The organism is Xenophilus sp. Marseille-Q4582 (assembly GCF_916700565.1).
Taxonomy (GTDB): Bacteria; Pseudomonadota; Gammaproteobacteria; order Burkholderiales; family Burkholderiaceae_C; genus Xenophilus.
The window spans coordinates 722563-744722 of the sequence record NZ_CAKAKO010000002.1 but is presented as its reverse complement, the minus strand read 5'-3'; the positions used below and the strand labels follow the sequence as shown (position 1 = coordinate 744722).

The window sequence follows — 22160 nt, the reverse complement described above, 5'->3', positions numbered from 1 at the left end:
TTGAGGGGGTAGCGCCGCAGGCGCTTCGGGGGTGGGTCGACCTCACTCGAACTTGATCGGCACGGTTTCCATGATCTTCTTGATGTCGTTCGACTCGCGCGTGGTGATGCGGGTCACTTCATCGGGCCCGGCCACTGCAAGCGGCACGGAGAACGCGACGAACTTCTCGGCCATGCCCGGTGCCGACAGGCCCTTGCGCACGGTCTCGGTCAGCTTGGCGGCCACGTCGGCCGGCGTGCCGGGCGGCGCCCACAGCGCGAAGTTGATGTCCTGCACATAGCCCGGCACGAATTTGTTGAGCGGCACCGCGCCAGGCACCGCGGGGCTGGGCTGCGCGCTCGTCACGCCGATCACCTTGAGCTTGCCCTGCTTGATGAACTCCATCATCTGCACCGACGGCATCATGAAGATGACCTTGGTGTCGCCGGCCAGCACCGACTGCAGCGCGGGGCCGTAGCCGCGGAAAGGCACGGTCACGAGATTGAGCTTGGCCTGCTGCGCGAGCAGCGCGGTCGCCACCTCCGGCGTAGGGCCGGCGACGGCGATGTCCACGCCCTTGGCCTGCTGCTTCGCCCACGTGACGAAGCCCGGGAAGTCGTTGGCGGGAACGCTCTGGTGCACGAGCAGAACCATTGGCGCCATTGCGAGGTTGGCGATCGGCGTGAGGCCCTTGACCGGGTCGAAGCTCGCGTCCTTGGTCACCATCGGCGCCAGCACGACGGTGCCGATGGTCGTCACCAGCAGCGTATGGCCGTCAGGGGGTGCCTGCTTCACGGCCATGGTGCCGATGGAGCCGAAAGCGCCGGTCTTGTTTTCCACCACCACCGGCTGGCCGAGCAGCTCGCTCATCGACGTGGCAAGCGTGCGCGCGATCACGTCACCCGTGCCGCCGGGCGCGTACGTGATGACGATCTTGATCGGCTTCGTGGGGAAGCCTTGCGCGTGGGCGAGAGGCGCGAGGGGCGCGAGCGCCAGCAGCGATGCCGCCAGCAAGAGGGAACGTCGGAAGCCTTGCATGAGAGAGTCTCCAGGATGAGGATCTAGTTGGAATGAAACAGCCGGATCAACGAGGCAGGTCCAGCCCTCGCAGCGCGATCAGGGTGCGCTGGATCTCGTTGGTGCCGCCACCGATCGTGTAAAGCAGCGCATCGCGCACGCCGTACTCGAACACGCTGTCGCACAGCGCGCCTTGCGCGCCCTCGGCGAGCGTGGCGCCGGGGCCGAGCAGGTCGAACGCCGTCTCGGACAGGCGCTCCATCAGCTCGCTCGCGTACACCTTCAGCATGGCGGCCTGCCACAGCGGCACCTCGCCCTGCTCCACCACCTGCGCGGTGCGCACGGCGAGCAGGCGCGACGCCTCGATCTCCGCGCCCAGCCCGCCGATGCGGTCGAGCACCAGCGGGTCGCTGCGCAGCGAAGCGTCGGCCTTCACGTGCGCGAGCAGCTTGGCGAAGTAACCCCGCGCACGTGCGCCGATCGCGCCCACCGTCTCGCGCTCGAAGGCGAGTGCATCGGTGATGAGCTTCCAGCCGCCGTTCTCCGGCCCGACGAGCGCGTCGGCGGGCAGCTTCACGTCATCGAAGAACACCACGTGCGCGCGGTGGCCGTTGAGGCCGCTCATGGGCTGGATCGTGATGCCGGGCGTGTCCAGCGGCACAAGGAAGACGCTGATGCCGCCGTGCCGCTGGTTGGCCGGGTCGGTGCGCGCGGCCAGCCACACGTATTGCGAGAACCCGGCGGTCGACGTGAATATCTTCTGACCGTTCACCACCCAGCCGCCGTCCTCGGTGCGCTTCGCGGATGTTCTGATGCCCGCGAGGTCGGAGCCGTGGTCCGGCTCGCTGTAGCCGAGGGCGATCGAGATGTCGCCGCGCGCGATGCCGGGCAGGAAGAACGCCTTCTGCGCGTCGCTGCCGTGGATGACGAGCGTCGGGCCGATCATGTTGGCCGAGGTGTTGTGGAAGGTGACGGGCGCCTCCGCGTAGGCCATCTCCTCCTCGAAGGCGAGATGTTCGAAGGCCGTGCGTCCCTGTCCGCCGTAGGCCTTGGGCCAGTTGACGCCGAGCCAGCCCTTGGCGCCCACCTTGCGGCTGAAGTCCTGACGCGCCTTGCGGTGATTCACCGGGAGCGCATACGTTTCGGGCGGATAGGCATGGTCCCAGTTGTGCGCCAGCCACTCGCGCACCTCGGCGCGGAAGGCATCGGCCGCCGGCGTGAGCGCCATGTCGGGGACGGCGCCGCGTTCGAGCAGCAGGGCCGCGACGTCGCGCCGGGCCTGCTGCACGCCACCGAGCCGCGTGAGGTCGCCGTGGATGCGGCGGAAGTGGCGCGGCAGCTCGTGCTCGTCCCAGAACGAAATGCCGCCGAAGCCGTGATGCAGTTCGCGCACCACGTCGCGCAGCAGCTGGCCCGCATTCGCGGCCGCGACGGCGGCGCTGTAGGCGCGCTCGTGCTGCGATGCACGGCCCGCCGCGACGAGCGCGAGCCGGCAGATCTCCACGCTGGTGAAGCAGTTCGCGAGCTTGTGCTGGATGGCCTGGTAGCTGCCGATCTTGTGGCCGAACTGCGAGCGCACCTTGGCGTAGTCGGTCAGCAGCTCCAGGCCATAGCCCGCCGAACCCGTGGCGCGTGCTGCAAGCAGCAGGCGCATCAGGGGCGTGAGCGTGCCGACGTCGAACGACGTGGTGACGCGCTGGAACGTGTCCACCCGCGTGAAGCGCAGCTGCGACAGGGGCGGCACGTTCAGGCCGGGCGTGGCATCGATCGCGAGCCCCGCGGCCTCGCGCGGCACGATCGCGATTTCGCCTTTGCCGGTCGCGACGAGAAAGTGCGTGGCGATGGCGCCGTGCTCGACGAAGGAGACGGTGCCATCGAGTGTGGCCCCATCCGTCACCCTGCCGCCGTGCGGATCGGCCGCCCACGCGACGATGGCCTCGCCCGACTGCACGCTTGCCAGCAGTTGCGCGGCCGCCTCGCCCTGCGCCTGGGCGAGCACCGCGTTCGCGAGCACCGCATCCGCCAGCGGCAGCGGGCAGGCCGCACGGCCGAGTTCCTGCATCAGCACGATGGACGCGGCAAGTCCCATCTCGTCCTGCGACGGCGCGAGCGCAGTCCAGCCCTGCAGCGCGGCCTTGCGCCACATGTCCTTCAGCGCGGCCGCGTCCTTCGCAGCGGCGACGGCGCGCGATGCGGGCCAGGCGTCCTGCAGCAGGCCGCGCGCCGAATCGCGCACGAGGACGAGGTCCTCGCTCTCCACCAGGGGAAGGGCCTCGCTCATGTGTTGGTCCAGTTCGGCTTGCGCTTCTCGGCGAAGGCGCGCGGGCCTTCGACGTAGTCGTTGCTGGTGCGCAGGCGCTTGGCCGCCGGGAACTCGCGCGCGTCCACCAGCTTGCGCTCGAAGTCCTCACCCAGCATGGTCTTGCGCGCGACTTCCTTGGTGGCGCGCAGCGCGAGCGGCGAGCACTCCAGCATCTGCGCGGCCCACTTGCGCGCCTCTTCCATCGCGCCGCCTGCCGGCGCCACCGCGGTGACGAAGCCGAGTTCGTAGCCCTCTTTCGCCGGCACGCGGCGCCCCGTGAGCAGGATGCCCATGGCGCGCGGCAGGCCGATGGCGCGCGGCAGGTACTGCACGCCCCCCGCGAGTGCCGACAGGCCCACGCGCGGCTCGGACAAGGCGAAGAACGCGTTCTCCGCCGCGATGACGAGGTCGCACGCCAGCGCGAGCTCGAAGCCACCGCCCATGGCGATGCCGTTCACCGCGGCGATGACGGGCTTGTCCAGGTCGAATCGCGTGGTCAGGCCGGCGAAGCCGCCCTTGGGAATCTGCCGCACGCCGCGCTTGGCGTGCATCTTCAGGTCGTTGCCGGTGCTGAACGCGCGGTCGCCCGCGCCGGTGATGATGCCGACCCACTGCTCGGGGTCCTCTGCGAACTCGTCCCACACCTGGTCGAGTTCGAGGTCCGCCTCGTAGTGCGTGGAGTTCATCACGTCGGGACGGTTGATCGTGACGATGGTGAGGTGTCCGTCTTTCTCGACGGTGCAGAACTCGCGTTGCGTGATGGCCATGGTGTGTCTCTTTCAGTGGTTGTAGGTGGCGAGGGCATCGAGTGCCTCGATGCGCGCGCCGTCGGCGAGCAGCGGGTTGACTTCCAGCGTGTCCAGCGTGGCGCCGAGCGCGAGCGCGGCGTCGCCGATGCGCGCCACGGCGTCGGCGAGCTTCGCGACATCGACCGGCGGCGCGCCGCGAAAGCCTTGCAGCAGCTTCGCGCCGCGCAGCTCGGACACCATCTGTTCCACGTCGGCTGGCGTCACGGGCAGGAGGCGCAGGCTCACGTCCTGCAGCGCCTCGATCCACACGCCGCCCAGTCCGAGCGCGATGACGGGGCCCCACTGGGCGTCGACGCGCACGCCCGTGAAGAGCTCGATGCCGCCCTTGCGCATGGGCGAAACGATCACGCCGTCGAGCCGTGCCTTCGGCATCGCGGAGGCGGCCGCGTCCATGATCCTGCGGAACGCCGCTTCGACCGCGTCGTCGCCCTGCAGGTTGAGCACGACGCCGCCGACCTCGGTCTTGTGCGCGATGTCCGGCGAGGCGATCTTGAGGACGACCGGGCCGTTCATGTCGCGCGCCGCGGCGACGGCCTGCTTCGCGTCGGTGGCGAGCACCTGGGGAACCACGGGGACGCCGAAGCGCTTGAGGTAGTCCACCGTTTCGCGCTCGGATTGCGGCAAGTCGGCGCCTGCCGTCGACGCCGCACCCGGCAAGGCGCGTGCCGCGCGCTCGCCCCCTGCACTGCGGGACATCCGGGACCAGTCCGCGGCGTAGCGCAACGCGCGCAACGCGATGTCCAGCCCGCAGGCGAGGTACGGAATCTGCGCCTTCTCCACTTCTTCGCGGCTCTTGTCCGACACCGCCTTCACCGTGTTGCTCACCACGAGGTAGCGCGCGCGTCCGTCCGGCTTGAACTGCCCGATGGCCTGCAGCGTTCCCACCGCAAACGGCGCCCAGTCGTTGTTGTTCGCCGTGGGCACGTCGGCCACGCAGACCAGCACGGAGACGGCCGGATCGCGCTGCATCGCATCCATGCAGCGGGTGAAGAGCGCCCAATCGTTGACGACTGCGCCCGTCAGGTCCAGCGGGTTGGCGGGTGTGGCCATCGGCGGAAGGATCTCGCGCAGCGCCGAGAGCGTTTCATTCGACAAGGCGGGCAGGCGCAGTGTTTCCAGCTGCGCATAGTCCGCGGCCAGCTCGCCCATGCCGCCCGAGGACGACAGCACCGCGACCCCGCCTTCGGCCAGCACGCCGGTTTTCTCGAGCAGCGCCGCGGTGAACACGAGCTCCTCGATGCTGCGCACGCGCACCAGCCCGAGCTGGCGGCACACGCCGTCGAACACGCTGTCGTCGCCCACGAGCGAGCCCGTGTGCGACTGCGCAGCCTGCGTCGCGATGTCGGAGCGGCCCACCTTGAGCACCACGATCGGCTTGGCCTTCGCGAGCGCGCGCTCGGCGGCGGCGCGGAACAGGCGCGTGTCACGCACCGTCTCCGCGAACACCGCGATCACCTTCGTGCTCTCGTCGTCCACGAGGTAGTCCACGCATTCGGCCAGGCCCAGCATTGCCTCGTTGCCGGTGGCGGCGACCACGTTCATGCCTACGCCGTGCTGGTGCGCGAAGTGCTTCATCACGGTGGCGACCGCGCCGCTTTGCGACACGATGCTGATGCCGCCCTTCAGGGGTGGCGTGCGCATGGCGCCCGTCCAGCACACCGCGCCGGTCGTGAAGTTGATGAAGCCCAGGCAGTTGGGCCCCAGCAGCGTGATGCCGAGTTCACGCGCCGTGGCGACCATGCGCTCCTGCATCGTGCGGCCTTCGCTGCCGGTTTCCGCGAAGCCGCCGGCGAGCACCACGGCGTGGCGGATGCCCGCGGCGCCCAGGTCGCGCAGTGCGTCCTCCATCGCGGGGTTGGGCACCATGAGCAGCGCGACGTCGACGCTCTCGCCGATGTCGACTGCCGTCTTGAACGACTGCTGCCCATGCACGACGCCGCCGCTGCGGTTGACGAGATGGACCTTCCCCTCGAAGCCCAGCAGCTTCAGGTTGTCGAAGGCCATCTTCGACCACGTGGAGCGGTCGGTCGCGCCCACGAGCGCGACGGACCGCGGGTTGAAGAGGCGTGCGAGGCCTGTGTCCGGTGCCGCCATCGCGTTTATCCGAAGCGCGGCGTGAACACGTTGCGGCCGTCCACCTGCGTCACGGTGCCGGGCAGCCCGATGCCTTCGACCTGCTCCAGCTTCGCGAGCGTTGCCGCATCGGCGGGCGTGTTCGCGACGAAGCGCTCGCCCGTAGCAGCCAGGCGCCCGAACAGCACGCCGCTTTCGGGACCGTTCTTGCCGTGCAGCACGGCATAGGTCTCGATGGTCGCGTCACCCTGCGGTGCCTCGGTGAAGCGCACCTTGGTCTGCGCGTCGATCTCGCGCTGGATGGCGTCGGAATCCGCGCGCATGAAGGGCTTGTTCGGCCGCTCGGTGGAAAACAGACCGACCGACTCCTTGGTGACGAGGCCGACGTTGGCCATGACGAGGCCATAGGCGCCGGGCTTCGCACGCACGCGCTGCACCATCTCGGCGATGGCGTGCGTCACGTAGTTGTTGCCCGGTCCGCCGAAGTACGGCAGGCCGCCCGTGACGGTGAGGCCGCGCTTGTCGTCGGGCGAGATGCCCAGCTCCTTGCAGGCGATCTGCACTACCGACGGGAAGCAGCTGTAGATGTCGAACACATCCACGTCGGCGATGGTCTTGCCCGCCTGCGCCAGAGCGGCGCGCGAGGTCAGGCGCATCGCGGGCGACTGGTCGAGGCGCTCGCGGTCGCTCACGAACCACGTGTCGTGCGCATGCGCTTCGCCGTGCAGGTACACGCGCTTGTCCTGCGGGATGCCGAGCTCGTCGGCACGCGCTTCGGACACCACGATGAACGCGGCCGACTGGTCGACGAAGACGTTGGCCGTCATGAGCTTGGTGTACGGGAAGCCCACGAAGGGGTTCTCCGCGTTCACCTCGGCGATCTGCTCGGCGCTGTACCCCTTGCGGCGCGTGGCGAGCGGGTTGTCCCTGGCCACGGCGGCGAAGCGTGCAAAGAGCTTGGCGCTGGCTTCGCGGTACTGGTCGACCGTCTGCCCCGCGGCGTGGCGCAGGGCCTGCCCGATGAGCGCGTACATTGCGATGGCCGAGCGCATGCCGTGCTTCTCTTCGGCCTTGGTGTACATGTCCTCAGGGCGTGTGGACCGGAACGATCTCACGCCCGTGAGCTGGTTGGGCGTGGTGGGGGCGTCCTCGCCCCACTGCAGCTGCAGACCAGCGCGCTTGGCCGCGAGCTCGGTGCGCAGCGCCTCGCCGCCCACGACCAGCGCCGCCTGCGACTCTCCCTGCGCGATGCGTTCGCACGCGCGCGCGAGCATCACCAGCGAATCGCCGCCTTGCGGGGGACACACGAGGTCCGTGGCGTTCGCCGCGCCCACGCGCTGCGCGATGGACCACGGCGCATTCGCGAGCTTGCCGAAGGGCGATGCGAAACGCGGCAGCGTGTCGGCAAACAGGCGGATCACCGTGACGGAGTCCAGCCCGCGCAGCAGTGCGGCGCCCTGGTCCTGCGCGCCACTGTCCGCCGCGGCGAGCTTGACCGCGTCGTGCATCAGCTGCAGCGGCGAACGGCCCTCTTCGGGCTTCGAAGTGGTGTCGGTGACCTGGCCGGTGCCGACGATGACGGGGATGCGTGTCTTGTCCATCTGTGCTTTCAGAGGTTGATCAAGGGAGAGATGCGCTCGGCGGTGTCGATGTACTCCTGCATCAGGTCCTGCATGACCTGGCGCACGGAGGTCTCTTCCTTCATGTTCCCGACGACCTGCCCGGCGGGGAACGAGCACAGGTCGTCGCGATGCGCCTTCTCGATGCGGATGCGCGCGCCGTGGTACAGGATGTTCTGCAGCGGCGGCTTCAGGTGCCTGGGCGCACCGGGCTGTTCCCACGCTTCCGAGGCCTTGCTGCGGATCATGCGACCGGTCTTCCCCGTCATCCACTTGCGCTGCACGGCGTCTTCGGACTTCGCCTTGAAAAGCACCTCTTTTTCCATGGGCGTGAGCTCGCTCTCGCGCGTGCCCAGCCAGATCGTTCCGGTCCACACGCCCTGCGCGCCGAGCGCAAAGGCTGCCGCGATCTGCCTGCCGCGGCTGATGCCGCCGGCGGCGAGCACCGGGATGTCGGGGCCGGCGACATCGACCACCTGCGGCACGAGCACCATGGTGGCGATCTGCCCCGTGTGGCCGCCGGCTTCGGTGCCCTGCGCGACGATGATGTCCACGCCCACCGCGCGCTGCGCCTTCGCGTGCTCGGCCTTTCCGCACAGCGAGCCGACGAGGATGCCGCGGCCGTGCAGCTCGTCGACCAGTTCCTTCGGCGGCGCACCCAGGGCGCTGACCACCAGCTTGACCTGCGGGTGGCGCAGCGCCACGTCGATCAGCCTGCGCGCGCCCAGCGGCGTGGTGTTGCGCCCGCGCCCGATCAGCTCGCGGCGCGCTTCGGCCGCGTCGTCGGCGGACAGCGGGGGCACGCCTTCCGCATCCAGCAGCTTGTCGACGAACTGCCTCTGCTCGGCGGGGATGAGGTCGATCACCTCCTCGGTCGATGCTTCGGCCTCGCGGTCGTAGACGACGGGAATGAGCACGTCCACGCCGTAGGGCCGGCCGCCCACGTGCTCGTCGATCCACTTGAGTTCGCGCTCGAGCTGTTCGGGCGAGTGCGTGACCGCGCCCAGCACGCCGAAGCCGCCGGCCTTGGTGACCTCGACCACGACGTCGCGGCAATGGGAAAAAGCAAAGATGGGCGCCTCGATGCCGAGGCGCTCGCAGATGGGGGTGCGCATGGGTGTCTCCTGATTCGACGACGCGGAATGAACGATGTTGTTTGTATACGAACTATATCTACTCAAATAAAATATGGCAAGCCCCATGCGACCCCTCTACACTGCGCCCATGCCCGCACTCTCGATCAAAGACCTTCGCCGGGGTCTCCTCGTTTTCAGTGCAATAAGTGACGGTACGCAAAGCTAGCACTGGCGCGGGGGTGGTCTGGGTAGACCGTTGATTTCATTGACTTTCCTGTTCGCTTTGTAAACGGGTATGGTGGCCTCCCACTTTTGAGGTTCACGATGCAGGGTTGGCACACAACGTTTTTGGGGATGCGTGGGCTCCCCCGCGATATCAGCGACTTCGAGATGAAGGCATTTTTCACCTTCGATGGTGCCGAGCGCGACGCAATCAATGCACGCCGAGGTGATTCCCACAAGCTTGGTCTGGCGCTCCATATTGGTTTCCTGCGCATGAGTGGGCGTTTGCTCGGTGCCTTTCGGGTAATTCCAGTAGCCTTGTGGCGCCACCTTGGCAACGAGCTTGGCATTGCAGCACCAGAAGTCGCCTCGCTGAGAGCCATGTATGAACGCGGGCGCACGCTATTCGATCGCCAACAAGTAGCCTGCACGGTCCTTGGATTCCAGTGGATGAGCGAGCACCAGCGCCGCTCACTGGTACGTGAACTGCGCGACGAAGTGGCGCGCTGCGCCGACCGCGATCAGCTACTCGTGCGGGCGCGTCAATGGCTGTACAAGAACAAGCTGGTGATCGTGCACGAGCGGGCAATTCGGACACTGATTGCGGCGGCACTTGCCCAGCTTGAAGTTGAAACAGGCACCGCCATCGCCGCCAGCGTTGATCCAGCAACACTTGATCGCTGGCGAGCCTCAGTTTCAGAGCTGCGCCCAGATGGACAAACCCAGCAGAGTTGGCTATGGGCTGCACCGGCGAAACACTCAACCCGCCAAATCAGCGAGGTACTGGAGCGCATCGACCTGCTTTACACGCTGGACGTTCATAAGCACCTGGCAGACATCCCCGATCTCATCTTGCGCCGCTACGCGCGCCGACTTGTCTCCAGGCCGCCCTCAGCCGGAGCCAAGATCAAAGAGCCAGCGCGCACCGTGGAGGTCGCATGCTTTCTTCGGTATTGCCTGTTCACCACCACAGACCAGTTGATCCTTATGGTGCAGCGCCGGATCGCCGATCTGTGGCGTCAGGCTGCCGCCGATGTCCCCGCTACCGTCAATTGGGCCGCAATGTACAAAACGCTGCTCGGCGAACTTGTTGCCTTGAGCGCGCAAGGTGCGGTGCCAGATGCTGAGTTGCGTGCCCGTCTTGAAGCCTTGATCACCGAAACCCAGAAACGCAAACCACCGAGCAGGGCCTCCCTGGTCCGCGAGGGATTGATTGATGGAATTCGCCCCGTGCGGTCGTTGCTCGTCGCCATTGCAAAGCTGCCCTGGCAGGCCACCGGCGAGCATCCTGCCATCGAGTACCTTGCCAAGCTGCAAGCTTTATATCTCAAAGGATCCAGAAAGCTGCCAGTTGAAGTGGTGGCACCAAGTCTGGGAATGATCTGGCAGGTTTCGATCTCCAGCCCAGACCGGGAACGGGCGTTTCAGGCGTTGGAGGTGGCCACCCTGTTTGCCCTGCGCCGCGCGGTGCGCAATGGCTCGGTCTGGATTGAGCACAGCCTGAGCTTTCGGGGTCGTGCGCGCTTGTTCTTCACGGACGAGCGTTGGCAGGCAGAGTCCAAGAAACACTATGCCCGTCTATCGTTACCCAGCAAGGCTGCCACTTTCTTGAAGCCTTTGCTGGCCAGAGTAACTGCCGGTGTCGATGCGGTGGCCGCTGCAGCCCGCAGTGGCGTACTGCGCGTGGATGATGAACTCCATTTGTCGCCATTGCCCGCAGAGGACGAAGACCCAGAAGTGACCAAGCTGCGCGCGGCTTTGGATCACCGCATCGGTGAGGTTCAATTGCCGGAAGTGATTCTGGCCGTTGACGCCCAGGTGCGCTTTAGCTGGATCATGCTCGGACGTGAGCCGCGCTCTACCGACGAGCTGCTGATGGTCTATGCCGGCATCATGGCCCACGGCACCAGTCTGACTGCGGTCGAATGCGCGCGCATGATTCCGCAATTGTCTGCCACCAGCATTCGCCAGGCCATGCGCTGGGCGCGGGACGAACGGCGTCTGAGCCAGGCCTGCCAGGCTGTGCTGGAATTCATGCAGCGACACCCGATTGCCGCCACCTGGGGGCGGTCCGATTTGGCATCTTCTGACATGATGAGCATGGAGACCACCAAACGGGTGTGGCAAGCCCGGCTTGATCCTCGGCGCAACACACCTTCCATTGGAATCTACTCCCATGTAAAAGACCGGTGGGGCATCTTCCATGCGCAGCCCTTTGTGCTCAATGAGCGCCAGGCGGGCGTGGCCATTGAAGGTGTCATCCGCCAAGAAAAGCTGGAGACCAGCCAGCTTGCTGTGGATACCCATGGCTACACCGACTTTGCCATGTCACATGCCCGTTTGCTTGGTTTTGATCTTTGCCCGCGGTTGAAGGAACTCAAACAGCGCCACCTCTTTGTGCCACGCGGCACCAAAGTGCCCGCAGAAATCGCTGCGGTGTGCGAAGCCAATGTCGACGTCGCTTTGATCGAAAAGCATTGGGATAGTCTGGTGCACCTGGCAGCCTCGGTCATGAGCGGACATGCCAGTGCGGTGGCAGCTCTTGCGCGGTTCGGTTCTGCCGCCCAGGGCGATCCAATCTATGAGGCTGGCGTGCAATTGGGGCGGTTGCTGCGTACGGCGTTTTTGGCTGACTACTTTGTCAAGGACGCTTTCAGGAACGAGTTGCGCCGGGTGCTCAATCGGGGCGAGGCTGTTAACGCCCTCAAGCGCGCCATTTATACCGGCCGGATCAGCCCGGCGCAGGCCAAACGTGTCGATGAAATGCAGGCTGTGGCCGATGCGTTGAGCCTGATGGCCAACATCGTGATGGCGTGGAATACCTCACAGATGCAGGCGGTCCTGGATCGCTGGTCGAACCGCCGCCAGGTCATTCCACCGGAACTGATCGGGAAGATTGCGCCCACCAGGCTGGAGAGCATCAACTTGCGGGGTGTGTTTCGCTTCCCGGTTGACCGCTATGCTGACCAAATCCTGCCTTCGCGGCCAAATGCATCGATAACTGGCACCAATGGATGAAACCGACCACGGTTTGACGCCACGAATCGCAGATTTGAAAGTGAACAGGAAAGTCAATGAAATCAACGATCTACCAACACCACCTCCGCGCCAGTGCTAGCTTTTCGTACCGTCACTTATTGCACTGAAAACGAGGAGACCCCTGCAGGCCGTGGCCCGCACCATCGTCGGCGCTGTGCGGCAGGTGGACACCGTCGCCCGACTGGCCGGAGACGAGTTCACAGTGCTGTGCGAAAACGTGGATTCCGAAGAGGCCGCGCTGCAGATCGTGACCAAGCTGCAGCATGCGTTCGAGCCGCCGCTGGACATTGACGGCGAGCCGCTGGCCGTGCGCGCCAGCATCGGCCTGAGCCTGTTTCCCCGCGACGCGCAGGATGCGCGTACACTCATGGCAAGCGCCGACGCGGCCATGTACCGCATCAAGCAAGGCCACAAGCGCAGGTTGTGAGACTGCGCGCTGCCGCGAACCTTGCCCATGCGCCGGCCCGTGTTGCTTTCGTGTCAGCCTGCGGCGCTAGGCTGTGTGTCGTTCACCTTCTTGCACTGACCCATGACCTCCATCTTTGACCAGCACCTGCCCCGCAACGAAGCCAACTTTGCCGCCCTGTCGCCCCTGTCGTTCATCGAACGCACGGCCGAGGTCTACCCCGACCGCCTGGCCATCGTCCATGGCGAGCTGCGCCAGACCTGGGCCCAGACCTATGCGCGCTGCCGCCAGCTGGCCAGCGCGCTGACGAACGCGGGCATCGGCAAGAACGACACCGTGGCGGTGATGCTGCCCAACACGCCCCCGATGGTGGAGGCGCACTTTGGCGTGCCCATGGCCGGCGCCGTGCTCAACACCCTCAACACCCGGCTGGACCCCGAAGCCATCGCCTTCATGCTGGACCACGGCGAGGCCAAGGCCGTGATCGTGGACCCGGAATTCAGCGGCACCATGGCCAAGGCGCTGGCCCTGCGCACCGCCGCCACGCCCCTCCCCGTGATCGAGGTGCAGGACGCCCTCTACGGCCCCGCCGTGCAAAGCCTGGGCGGCACCGACTACGACGCCTTTGTGGCCAGCGGCGACGCGGCCTTTGCCTGGAGCCTGCCCGCTGACGAGTGGGATGCGATTGCGCTCAACTACACATCCGGCACCACCGGCAACCCCAAGGGCGTGGTCTACCACCACCGGGGCGCCGCCACCAACGCCATCAGCAACGTGCTGGAGTGGGACATGCCCAAGCACGCGGTGTACCTGTGGACCTTGCCGATGTTCCACTGCAACGGCTGGTGCTTTCCGTGGACCATTGCAGCGCGTGCGGGCGTCAACGTGTGCCTGCGCCGCGTGGACGCGCAGGCCATCTTCGACGCCATCCGCCATCACGGCGTCACGCACTACTGCGGCGCGCCCATCGTGCATGGGCTGCTGGTGAACGCTCCCGAGGCCATGAAGGCGGGCGTGCCCGCAGGCGTCAAGGCCATGGTGGCAGGCGCTGCGCCACCGGCCTCAATGATCGAGGGCATGGAAAAGATGGGGTTCGATTTGACCCATGTGTACGGCCTGACCGAGGTGTACGGCCCCGCCACTGTCTGTGCCAAACACGAGGCCTGGGATGCGCTCGACATCGGCGAGCGCGCCCGCCTCAACGCTCGCCAGGGCGTGCGCTACCACCTGGAGCGCGACGTGCGCGTGCTGGACCCCGAGACGATGAAACCCGTGCCGCAAGACGGCGAAACCATGGGCGAGATCATGTTCAAGGGCAACATCGCCATGAAGGGCTACCTCAAGAACCCCAAAGCCACTGACGAAGCCTTTGCGGGCGGCTGGTTCCACAGCGGCGACCTTGCGGTGCAGTACCCCGACGGCTACATCAAGATCAAGGACCGCAGCAAGGACATCATCATCTCGGGTGGCGAGAACATCTCGTCCATCGAGGTGGAAGACGTGCTCTACCGCCACCCCGATGTGCTGGCCGCCGCCGTGGTGGCCAAGCCCGACCCCAAGTGGGGCGAGACGCCCTGCGCGTTTGTGGAGCTGAAGGCCGGTGCGCAGACCACGCCCGAAGACATCGTGGCGCACTGCAAGAAGCACTTGGCGGGCTTCAAGGTGCCGCGCGCCGTGGTGTTTGGCGAGCTGCCCAAGACCAGCACCGGCAAGATCCAGAAGTTCGAGCTGCGCAAGCAGGCCGGGTCGGCAGCGGCCATCAACGTCTGAGAGGCGCGAGGCTCCTTTCAGGAAGAGACCGCGTGCAGTGGGTTATCAAAATGCTATTTAATTGATAGCTGGTAGCGCATATTCCACTAGCGCATCCACCGCTTTTGGTTTGAAAACCAGTGCCAGGGGCTCCTGGGCGACCCGGCGGCGCTGCCAGGGCTGCGTGTCAACGTCCTTCGTCCACCGCCTCGCGCCAGTCCCGCGCTGACATCCCCAGCTTTTGCGCAAACACGCGCGACAGCGCTGAGGGGTTGGCATAGCCCAGTTCGTGGGCGATGGACTTGAGCGACCGGCCCGCGCGCAGGTGGGCCTGCGCCAGTGTCAGCCGCCAGTGCGCCAGGTAGTCGGCGGGGGTGTCCCCCACCACGGCCTTGAAGCGGGCGGCAAACGCGCTGCGCGACATGGCCGCCTGCTGGGCCATCTGCGCCAGGCTCCACGGCTCGCCGGGCGCCTCGTGCAGGGCCGTGAGGGTGCGCGAGAGTTGCGGGTCGGCCAGGCCCGTCAGCAGGCCCGGCGGCATCTGCGCCTGCTGCGGGTGGTCCAGCAGCCAGCGCAGCAACTGCAGCAGCACTACTTCAAACAGCCGGTCGGCCAGCACGCGGTGGCCGCAGCGCAGGCGGTCGGTTTCGACAAACAGCAAGTCCAGCGACTGCTGCAGCCCGTCCACCGCGCCCAGCGGCAGCACCACCAGCGGGGGCAGGGCGCGGGCCAGCGGGTGGCTGGCGCCGCCGTCAAAGTCCAGTGCGGCGCAGGTGAAGTCTGAGCCCTCGGTGGGCGCGTTGTGAAAGAAGTGCTCCAGCGGCCGGGCATAGAACAACAGGCTGGGCTCGCACACCTGAAGCCGTTCGGGCGGGCCCGCCTGGGGCTGGTGCGTCACCACCATCTCGCCCCGGCGCAGCACATGCAAAAAGCCCCGGCCCGGCGCCGCCGCAAAGTGCGTCACACCACACAGCGGCCCGTTGTGGAACAGGTGCGCCCGCACCCGAAACCGCTCCAGCAGCGGCGACAACCGGTCGAGCGGGGTGGAGGCCTGCGCAGGTGTGGTGATGGGTGTTGGCATGGTTTTGGATGATTTGGTATGAATTTTGGATTTTATGTGCCAAATGGTACGAGCTGACACTGGAAACTGCAGGGGTGCCGAGAACAGGCACAAGTTCTCAATCACCTTCATGACCTTCAAGGAACACACCATGTCCGCTACTTCTTCCTCCATCGCCCGCGTCCCCCTCGTTGACCGTACCGCCGCCACCGGCACTGTGCGCGCCGTGCTCGACCAGGTCCACGGTGCCTTTGGCGCCACGCCCAACATGTTCCGCGCCGTGGCCAATTCGCCCGCCGCGCTGCAAAGCATGTGGGGCGCGTTTGGTGCGCTGGGCGGGGGCGTGATCGGCGCCGCCCTGGGTGAGCAGATCGCCGTGGCCGTGGCCAACCGCAATGCCTGCGACTACTGCCTGGCCGCCCACACGGCCCTCGGCCGCAAGGCGGGCGTGAGTGGCGAGGCCCTGGCCGCCGCGCAGACGGGCGAATCGGCCGACCCGCGCACTGCCGCCGTGCTGCGCTTTGTGCTGCAACTGGTCAACGAACGTGGCCAGGTTGATGCGGCCGATGTGCAGGCTCTGCGCGACCAGGGCGTGAACGACGAGCAGATCGTCGAGATCGTGGCTCACGTGGCGCTCAACCTGTTCACCAACTATGTCAATGTGGCACTGGGCGTGCCGGTGGATTTCCCCGGCGTCAAGCTGCGCCCGGCTCGTTAAAGGGCGTAGCGGCGCGTGTCTGGCCCGTAGGCCGGATGCGCGCCGCTTCTGGTGCCGCTGCTCGCTCGGTCCTGCGGCGGCGCAATCGCAGTCAGTTATGCGCGACGACGATGCGTGCGTTTTCCGCACGCATCACCGGCGGCAAAGTCGTTTGTCAGCGCGGCAGGCCTGCTGCACCATGGCCGCTCCCTTGCCACCCCACCCGAAGGAAGTCGCCCCATGACCCCCGACCGCGACGCGCACGCCATCGACACCCTGCCACGCCTGGAGGCCCTGCTGGGCCCGCTGAGCGATGCCTCCGTCCACAAAGAGCTGCCGTATGTGCACCCTGCCTACCGCGCCATGATCGCGGCGTCGCCCTTTGCCGTGCTGGCCACCACCGGCCCCGGCGGGCTGGATGCCTCGCCGCGCGGCGACCCCGCCGGCTTTGTGCAACTGCTGGACGACAAGACCCTGCTGCTGCCCGAGCGCCGTGGCAATAACCGCGCCGACAGCCTGCGCAACATCGTGGCCGACCCGCGCGTGGCACTGCTGTTCCTCATCCCCGGCGTGGGCGAAACGCTGCGCGTCAACGGCCACGCCCGCATCAGCGTCGCGCCCGACCTGCTGGCGCGGTTTGTGGTCAACGGCCAGCCCCCCAAATGTGTGATCGTGGTCGATGTGCAGGCGGTGTACTTCCAGTGCGCGCGCGCCATCCAGCGCTCGCGCCTGTGGGATGCCGTGCCGCCCGGCACCCCGCGCCCCGTGCCTACCCCGGGCGCCATCCTGGCGTCCATCACGCAAGGCGCGTTTGACGGCGCCGCCTACGACCGCGAGCTGCCAGCGCGCCAGCAAGCCACGTTGTATTGAACTGGCACCGTGATCCACCGCCACAGTGCTGCCCCCGCCGCCAGCGCACACAATGGCGGTTGGGTGCGCAGGGCTTGCGCTTCATGGACTCACCGGCCGAGCACGCAGATGTGTTGAGGCTCTGTGGGGCGTGCAGTGAGCCCCCCGCGCACGTTCACACCCAGTGAGGGGGAGACATGGATTCCGTGCTGTTGATCGTGGCCCTGGGCGCAGTGGCCGCCGGGTTTGTGCAGGGCCTGTCGGGCTTTGGTTTTGGCATGGTAGCCATGTCGTTCTGGGCCTGGACGCTGGAGCCCCGCCTGGCCGCGCTGCTGGCCGTGTGCGGCGCGCTCACCGGCCAGCTGGTGGCAGCGGCCACCGTGCGCCGGGGTTTTGACCGGGTGCGCCTGCTGCCCTTTGTGCTGGGTGGTCTGGTGGGCATCCCCATCGGCGTGGCCGTGCTGCCCCGTCTGGACATGGACGCGTTCAAGGTCATCCTGGGCACGCTGCTGGTGCTGTGGTGCCCGGCGATGCTGATGGCCAAGAATCTGCCCCGCATCACCCGTGGCGGCCGCGTGGCCGACGCGCTGGTGGGCATGGCGGGCGGCGTGATGGGCGGGCTGGGCGGCTTCACCGGCGTGCTGCCCACCCTGTGGTGCACCCTGCGCGGGCTGGACAAGGACGTGCAGCGCGCCATCATCCAGAACTTCAACCTCGCCATGCTGCTGGTGACCTTCATCACCTACCTGGCCACCGGCCTGGTCACCCGCGAGGCGCTGCCGCTGCTGGCCATCGTGGTGCCCGCCATGCTGGTGCCGGTGCTGCTGGGCGCGCGGCTGTACCACGGCATCAGCGACGCACGGTTCCGGCAGATCGTGCTGGGCATGTTGACCCTGTCGGGTGTGGCGATGCTGGTGGCCAGCCTGCCCAAAGTGCTGGCGCGGCTGGGCTAGGTTCTCTCGATCAATTTGCAGGAGCGCCCGTCGGTGGCCATCCTGTTGTCGACTTGTCGCACATGCCCCGCTACATTGGGAGGGGCATGCACCAAAAAGATGACACCACGCGGCCACCGGACGCGGACGACCGTCTTGGGGCCGGGGCCTCGCGGCGCCGCTATCGCCTGGCCACGCCGCTGAGCCTGGCGATAGCGCTGGGCTGCATGGTGGCCATTGCGGGCTTCTGGCTGGTCACACTGCAGCGCGTGGCGTTCGAGCGCGAGCAGGCCGCTGCATCGGCCATGCAGTCCAACGCCAACCTGGCGATTGCCTTCGAACAGCAGGTGTTCCGCACCCTCAAGGCGGCCGAGCAGGTGGCGGCCTTTGTGCGCGAGCAATACCTGCAGCAGGGCACCGACATCGACCTGCGCGACTGGGTGGCGCGGGGGGTGATCCGCGAGCCCATGTTCACCATCATCAGTGTGGTCAACGAGCAGGGCGACATCGTCAGCAGCAGCCAGGAGACGGGCGCCGTCAACTACAGCGACCGCGCCTTTTTCAAGGCGCTGCGTGCCAGCGATCGCGATGACCTGTTTGTGAGCGAGCCTGTGCTGGGCCGTGTGTCGGGGCAGTGGCGCATACCGATGGCGCTGCGCATCGTGAGCGAGGGTGGCCGCTTTGGGGGCGTGGTGGTGATGTCGGTGGACCCCACGAACTTCACCGACTTTTACCGCCAGGCCGACCTGGGCGCCCAGGGGCTGTTGGAGCTGGCGGGGCTGGACGGCGTGGTGCGCGGCCGCAAGGCGGGGGGGCAAATCAGCTTTGGCGCTGATGCGCGGGGCCTGCCCTGGTTTCAGCAACGCGCGCAGGACCCCGAAGGCGAACTGATCGATGACACCGGCGCGGTGGACGGTGTGCCGCGCATTCTCAGCTACCGCAGCATGGCGGGCTACCCGTTGATGGTGACGGTGGGTTCGGCCTCCGACGAGGTGCTGGCGCCGGTGATGCAGCGGCGTATTGAATATCTGGCCCTGGCGGCGGGTGCCAGTGTGGCGCTGCTGTGTTTTGGCGCGTTGCTCATCGTGGTGCTGGCGCGTCAGCGGGCCGTGGCCGATGCGCTCGCGTCCAGCGAAGGGCTGTTCCGCGCCACCTTCCACCAGGCGGCCACCGGCATTGCCCACATCACGCCCGAGGGCCGCATCCTGCGCGCCAATGACAAGTTCTGGGGTCTCCTCGTTTTCAGTGCAATAAGTGACGGTACGCAAAGCTAGCACTGGCGCGGGGGTGGTCTGGGTAGACCGTTGATTTCATTGACTTTCCTGTTCGCTTTGTAAACGGGTATGGTGGCCTCCCACTTTTGAGGTTCACGATGCAGGGTTGGCACACAACGTTTTTGGGGATGCGTGGGCTCCCCCGCGATATCAGCGACTTCGAGATGAAGGCATTTTTCACCTTCGATGGTGCCGAGCGCGACGCAATCAATGCACGCCGAGGTGATTCCCACAAGCTTGGTCTGGCGCTCCATATTGGTTTCCTGCGCATGAGTGGGCGTTTGCTCGGTGCCTTTCGGGTAATTCCAGTAGCCTTGTGGCGCCACCTTGGCAACGAGCTTGGCATTGCAGCACCAGAAGTCGCCTCGCTGAGAGCCATGTATGAACGCGGGCGCACGCTATTCGATCACCAACAAGTAGCCTGCACGGTCCTTGGATTCCAGTGGATGAGCGAGCACCAGCGCCGCTCACTGGTACGTGAACTGCGCGACGAAGTGGCGCGCTGCGCCGACCGCGATCAGCTACTCGTGCGGGCGCGTCAATGGCTGTACAAGAACAAGCTGGTGATCGTGCACGAGCGGGCAATTCGGACACTGATTGCGGCGGCACTTGCCCAGCTTGAAGTTGAAACAGGCACCGCCATCGCCGCCAGCGTTGATCCAGCAACACTTGATCGCTGGCGAGCCTCAGTTTCAGAGCTGCGCCCAGATGGACAAACCCAGCAGAGTTGGCTATGGGCTGCACCGGCGAAACACTCAACCCGCCAAATCAGCGAGGTACTGGAGCGCATCGACCTGCTTTACACGCTGGACGTTCATAAGCACCTGGCAGACATCCCCGATCTCATCTTGCGCCGCTACGCGCGCCGACTTGTCTCCAGGCCGCCCTCAGCCGGAGCCAAGATCAAAGAGCCAGCGCGCACCGTGGAGGTCGCATGCTTTCTTCGGTATTGCCTGTTCACCACCACAGACCAGTTGATCCTTATGGTGCAGCGCCGGATCGCCGATCTGTGGCGTCAGGCTGCCGCCGATGTCCCCGCTACCGTCAATTGGGCCGCAATGTACAAAACGCTGCTCGGCGAACTTGTTGCCTTGAGCGCGCAAGGTGCGGTGCCAGATGCTGAGTTGCGTGCCCGTCTTGAAGCCTTGATCACCGAAACCCAGAAACGCAAACCACCGAGCAGGGCCTCCCTGGTCCGCGAGGGATTGATTGATGGAATTCGCCCCGTGCGGTCGTTGCTCGTCGCCATTGCAAAGCTGCCCTGGCAGGCCACCGGCGAGCATCCTGCCATCGAGTACCTTGCCAAGCTGCAAGCTTTATATCTCAAAGGATCCAGAAAGCTGCCAGTTGAAGTGGTGGCACCAAGTCTGGGAATGATCTGGCAGGTTTCGATCTCCAGCCCAGACCGGGAACGGGCGTTTCAGGCGTTGGAGGTGGCCACCCTGTTTGCCCTGCGCCGCGCGGTGCGCAATGGCTCGGTCTGGATTGAGCACAGCCTGAGCTTTCGGGGTCGTGCGCGCTTGTTCTTCACGGACGAGCGTTGGCAGGCAGAGTCCAAGAAACACTATGCCCGTCTATCGTTACCCAGCAAGGCTGCCACTTTCTTGAAGCCTTTGCTGGCCAGAGTAACTGCCGGTGTCGATGCGGTGGCCGCTGCAGCCCGCAGTGGCGTACTGCGCGTGGATGATGAACTCCATTTGTCGCCATTGCCCGCAGAGGACGAAGACCCAGAAGTGACCAAGCTGCGCGCGGCTTTGGATCACCGCATCGGTGAGGTTCAATTGCCGGAAGTGATTCTGGCCGTTGACGCCCAGGTGCGCTTTAGCTGGATCATGCTCGGACGTGAGCCGCGCTCTACCGACGAGCTGCTGATGGTCTATGCCGGCATCATGGCCCACGGCACCAGTCTGACTGCGGTCGAATGCGCGCGCATGATTCCGCAATTGTCTGCCACCAGCATTCGCCAGGCCATGCGCTGGGCGCGGGACGAACGGCGTCTGAGCCAGGCCTGCCAGGCTGTGCTGGAATTCATGCAGCGACACCCGATTGCCGCCACCTGGGGGCGGTCCGATTTGGCATCTTCTGACATGATGAGCATGGAGACCACCAAACGGGTGTGGCAAGCCCGGCTTGATCCTCGGCGCAACACACCTTCCATTGGAATCTACTCCCATGTAAAAGACCGGTGGGGCATCTTCCATGCGCAGCCCTTTGTGCTCAATGAGCGCCAGGCGGGCGTGGCCATTGAAGGTGTCATCCGCCAAGAAAAGCTGGAGACCAGCCAGCTTGCTGTGGATACCCATGGCTACACCGACTTTGCCATGTCACATGCCCGTTTGCTTGGTTTTGATCTTTGCCCGCGGTTGAAGGAACTCAAACAGCGCCACCTCTTTGTGCCACGCGGCACCAAAGTGCCCGCAGAAATCGCTGCGGTGTGCGAAGCCAATGTCGACGTCGCTTTGATCGAAAAGCATTGGGATAGTCTGGTGCACCTGGCAGCCTCGGTCATGAGCGGACATGCCAGTGCGGTGGCAGCTCTTGCGCGGTTCGGTTCTGCCGCCCAGGGCGATCCAATCTATGAGGCTGGCGTGCAATTGGGGCGGTTGCTGCGTACGGCGTTTTTGGCTGACTACTTTGTCAAGGACGCTTTCAGGAACGAGTTGCGCCGGGTGCTCAATCGGGGCGAGGCTGTTAACGCCCTCAAGCGCGCCATTTATACCGGCCGGATCAGCCCGGCGCAGGCCAAACGTGTCGATGAAATGCAGGCTGTGGCCGATGCGTTGAGCCTGATGGCCAACATCGTGATGGCGTGGAATACCTCACAGATGCAGGCGGTCCTGGATCGCTGGTCGAACCGCCGCCAGGTCATTCCACCGGAACTGATCGGGAAGATTGCGCCCACCAGGCTGGAGAGCATCAACTTGCGGGGTGTGTTTCGCTTCCCGGTTGACCGCTATGCTGACCAAATCCTGCCTTCGCGGCCAAATGCATCGATAACTGGCACCAATGGATGAAACCGACCACGGTTTGACGCCACGAATCGCAGATTTGAAAGTG

At 65.9% G+C, this 22160-nt stretch carries 15 protein-coding genes; 8 read left to right on the top strand and 7 right to left on the bottom strand.

Features of this window, described 5'->3' with window-relative positions:
* Positions 1–42: 42 nt before the first annotated feature.
* Genes LG388_RS08595 through LG388_RS08570 form a run of 6 tightly spaced genes read right to left on the bottom strand, consistent with a single transcriptional unit; the run spans position 43 to position 8914 of the window.
* The gene (locus tag LG388_RS08595) at positions 43–1017 is read right to left on the bottom strand and encodes a tripartite tricarboxylate transporter substrate binding protein (RefSeq protein ID WP_225782438.1); all 975 of its coding nucleotides are present in this window, start codon (positions 1015–1017) and stop codon (positions 43–45) included.
* A 46-nt stretch (positions 1018–1063) separates the two neighbouring features.
* Positions 1064–3277 (bottom strand): acyl-CoA dehydrogenase family protein, encoded by a 2214-nt coding sequence (locus tag LG388_RS08590; protein WP_225782437.1) that lies wholly within the window; start codon positions 3275–3277, stop codon positions 1064–1066.
* Positions 3274–4065 carry an enoyl-CoA hydratase-related protein gene (locus tag LG388_RS08585; RefSeq protein ID WP_225782436.1) on the bottom strand — a complete coding sequence of 264 codons (792 nt, stop codon included), beginning with the start codon at positions 4063–4065 and terminating at the stop codon, positions 3274–3276. Before LG388_RS08585 ends, LG388_RS08590 begins: the two co-directional genes overlap by 4 nt.
* 12 nt (positions 4066–4077) lie before the next feature.
* Complete coding sequence (locus tag LG388_RS08580; protein ID WP_225782435.1) at positions 4078–6201, bottom strand: acetate--CoA ligase family protein; 2124 nt, start codon at positions 6199–6201, stop codon at positions 4078–4080.
* Between the two features lie 5 nt (positions 6202–6206).
* Positions 6207–7781 (bottom strand): acetyl-CoA acetyltransferase, encoded by a 1575-nt coding sequence (locus tag LG388_RS08575; protein WP_225782434.1) that lies wholly within the window; start codon positions 7779–7781, stop codon positions 6207–6209.
* Between the two features lie 8 nt (positions 7782–7789).
* Complete coding sequence (locus LG388_RS08570) at positions 7790–8914, bottom strand: nitronate monooxygenase (RefSeq protein ID WP_225782433.1); 1125 nt, start codon at positions 8912–8914, stop codon at positions 7790–7792.
* Positions 8915–9199: 285 nt separating this feature from the next.
* Between LG388_RS08570 and LG388_RS08565 the strand changes: the two genes are divergently transcribed.
* The 3 genes from LG388_RS08565 (at position 9200) to LG388_RS08555 (ending at position 14312) form a co-directional block, all read left to right on the top strand.
* Positions 9200–12115, top strand: a complete 2916-nt coding sequence (locus LG388_RS08565) for a Tn3-like element IS1071 family transposase (protein WP_225782432.1) — start codon at positions 9200–9202, stop codon at positions 12113–12115.
* A 151-nt stretch (positions 12116–12266) separates the two neighbouring features.
* Positions 12267–12563 (top strand): diguanylate cyclase domain-containing protein, encoded by a 297-nt coding sequence (locus LG388_RS08560; protein ID WP_225782431.1) that lies wholly within the window; start codon positions 12267–12269, stop codon positions 12561–12563.
* A gap of 102 nt (positions 12564–12665) precedes the next feature.
* Positions 12666–14312, top strand: coding sequence for an acyl-CoA synthetase (locus LG388_RS08555; RefSeq protein ID WP_225782430.1), 1647 nt, complete (start codon positions 12666–12668; stop codon positions 14310–14312).
* Positions 14313–14478: 166 nt separating this feature from the next.
* On the opposite strand, the gene LG388_RS08550 is transcribed toward LG388_RS08555, so the two are convergent.
* Positions 14479–15372 carry an AraC family transcriptional regulator gene (locus LG388_RS08550; protein WP_225782429.1) on the bottom strand — a complete coding sequence of 298 codons (894 nt, stop codon included), beginning with the start codon at positions 15370–15372 and terminating at the stop codon, positions 14479–14481.
* A 151-nt stretch (positions 15373–15523) separates the two neighbouring features.
* On the opposite strand from LG388_RS08550, the gene LG388_RS08545 reads away from it, so the two are divergent.
* The 5 genes from LG388_RS08545 to LG388_RS08525 all read left to right on the top strand — a co-directional run bounded on the left by LG388_RS08545 (position 15524) and on the right by LG388_RS08525 (position 22117).
* On the top strand, positions 15524–16069 hold the full coding sequence (locus tag LG388_RS08545) for a carboxymuconolactone decarboxylase family protein (RefSeq protein ID WP_225782761.1): 546 nt from the start codon (positions 15524–15526) through the stop codon (positions 16067–16069).
* Between the two features lie 219 nt (positions 16070–16288).
* Positions 16289–16918, top strand: a complete 630-nt coding sequence (locus tag LG388_RS08540; RefSeq protein ID WP_225782428.1) for a pyridoxamine 5'-phosphate oxidase family protein — start codon at positions 16289–16291, stop codon at positions 16916–16918.
* A gap of 176 nt (positions 16919–17094) precedes the next feature.
* Positions 17095–17850 (top strand): sulfite exporter TauE/SafE family protein, encoded by a 756-nt coding sequence (locus tag LG388_RS08535; RefSeq protein ID WP_225782427.1) that lies wholly within the window; start codon positions 17095–17097, stop codon positions 17848–17850.
* Positions 17851–17936: 86 nt separating this feature from the next.
* Complete coding sequence (locus tag LG388_RS08530) at positions 17937–19103, top strand: cache domain-containing protein (RefSeq protein ID WP_225782426.1); 1167 nt, start codon at positions 17937–17939, stop codon at positions 19101–19103.
* Between the two features lie 98 nt (positions 19104–19201).
* Positions 19202–22117, top strand: a complete 2916-nt coding sequence (locus LG388_RS08525; protein ID WP_003049965.1) for a Tn3-like element IS1071 family transposase — start codon at positions 19202–19204, stop codon at positions 22115–22117.
* Positions 22118–22160 lie beyond the last annotated feature (43 nt).

Coding starts and splice junctions, on each gene's coding strand:
- LG388_RS08555 (WP_225782430.1), top strand. CDS start 12,666: ATGACCTCCATCTTTGACCAGCACCTGCCCCGCAACGAAGCCAACTTT.
- LG388_RS08525 (WP_003049965.1), top strand. CDS start 19,202: ATGCAGGGTTGGCACACAACGTTTTTGGGGATGCGTGGGCTCCCCCGC.
- LG388_RS08595 (WP_225782438.1), bottom strand. CDS start 1,017: ATGCAAGGCTTCCGACGTTCCCTCTTGCTGGCGGCATCGCTGCTGGCG.
- LG388_RS08540 (WP_225782428.1), top strand. CDS start 16,289: ATGACCCCCGACCGCGACGCGCACGCCATCGACACCCTGCCACGCCTG.
- LG388_RS08550 (WP_225782429.1), bottom strand. CDS start 15,372: ATGCCAACACCCATCACCACACCTGCGCAGGCCTCCACCCCGCTCGAC.
- LG388_RS08590 (WP_225782437.1), bottom strand. CDS start 3,277: ATGAGCGAGGCCCTTCCCCTGGTGGAGAGCGAGGACCTCGTCCTCGTG.
- LG388_RS08575 (WP_225782434.1), bottom strand. CDS start 7,781: ATGGACAAGACACGCATCCCCGTCATCGTCGGCACCGGCCAGGTCACC.
- LG388_RS08535 (WP_225782427.1), top strand. CDS start 17,095: ATGGATTCCGTGCTGTTGATCGTGGCCCTGGGCGCAGTGGCCGCCGGG.
- LG388_RS08580 (WP_225782435.1), bottom strand. CDS start 6,201: ATGGCGGCACCGGACACAGGCCTCGCACGCCTCTTCAACCCGCGGTCC.
- LG388_RS08565 (WP_225782432.1), top strand. CDS start 9,200: ATGCAGGGTTGGCACACAACGTTTTTGGGGATGCGTGGGCTCCCCCGC.
- LG388_RS08585 (WP_225782436.1), bottom strand. CDS start 4,065: ATGGCCATCACGCAACGCGAGTTCTGCACCGTCGAGAAAGACGGACAC.
- LG388_RS08570 (WP_225782433.1), bottom strand. CDS start 8,914: ATGCGCACCCCCATCTGCGAGCGCCTCGGCATCGAGGCGCCCATCTTT.
- LG388_RS08530 (WP_225782426.1), top strand. CDS start 17,937: ATGCACCAAAAAGATGACACCACGCGGCCACCGGACGCGGACGACCGT.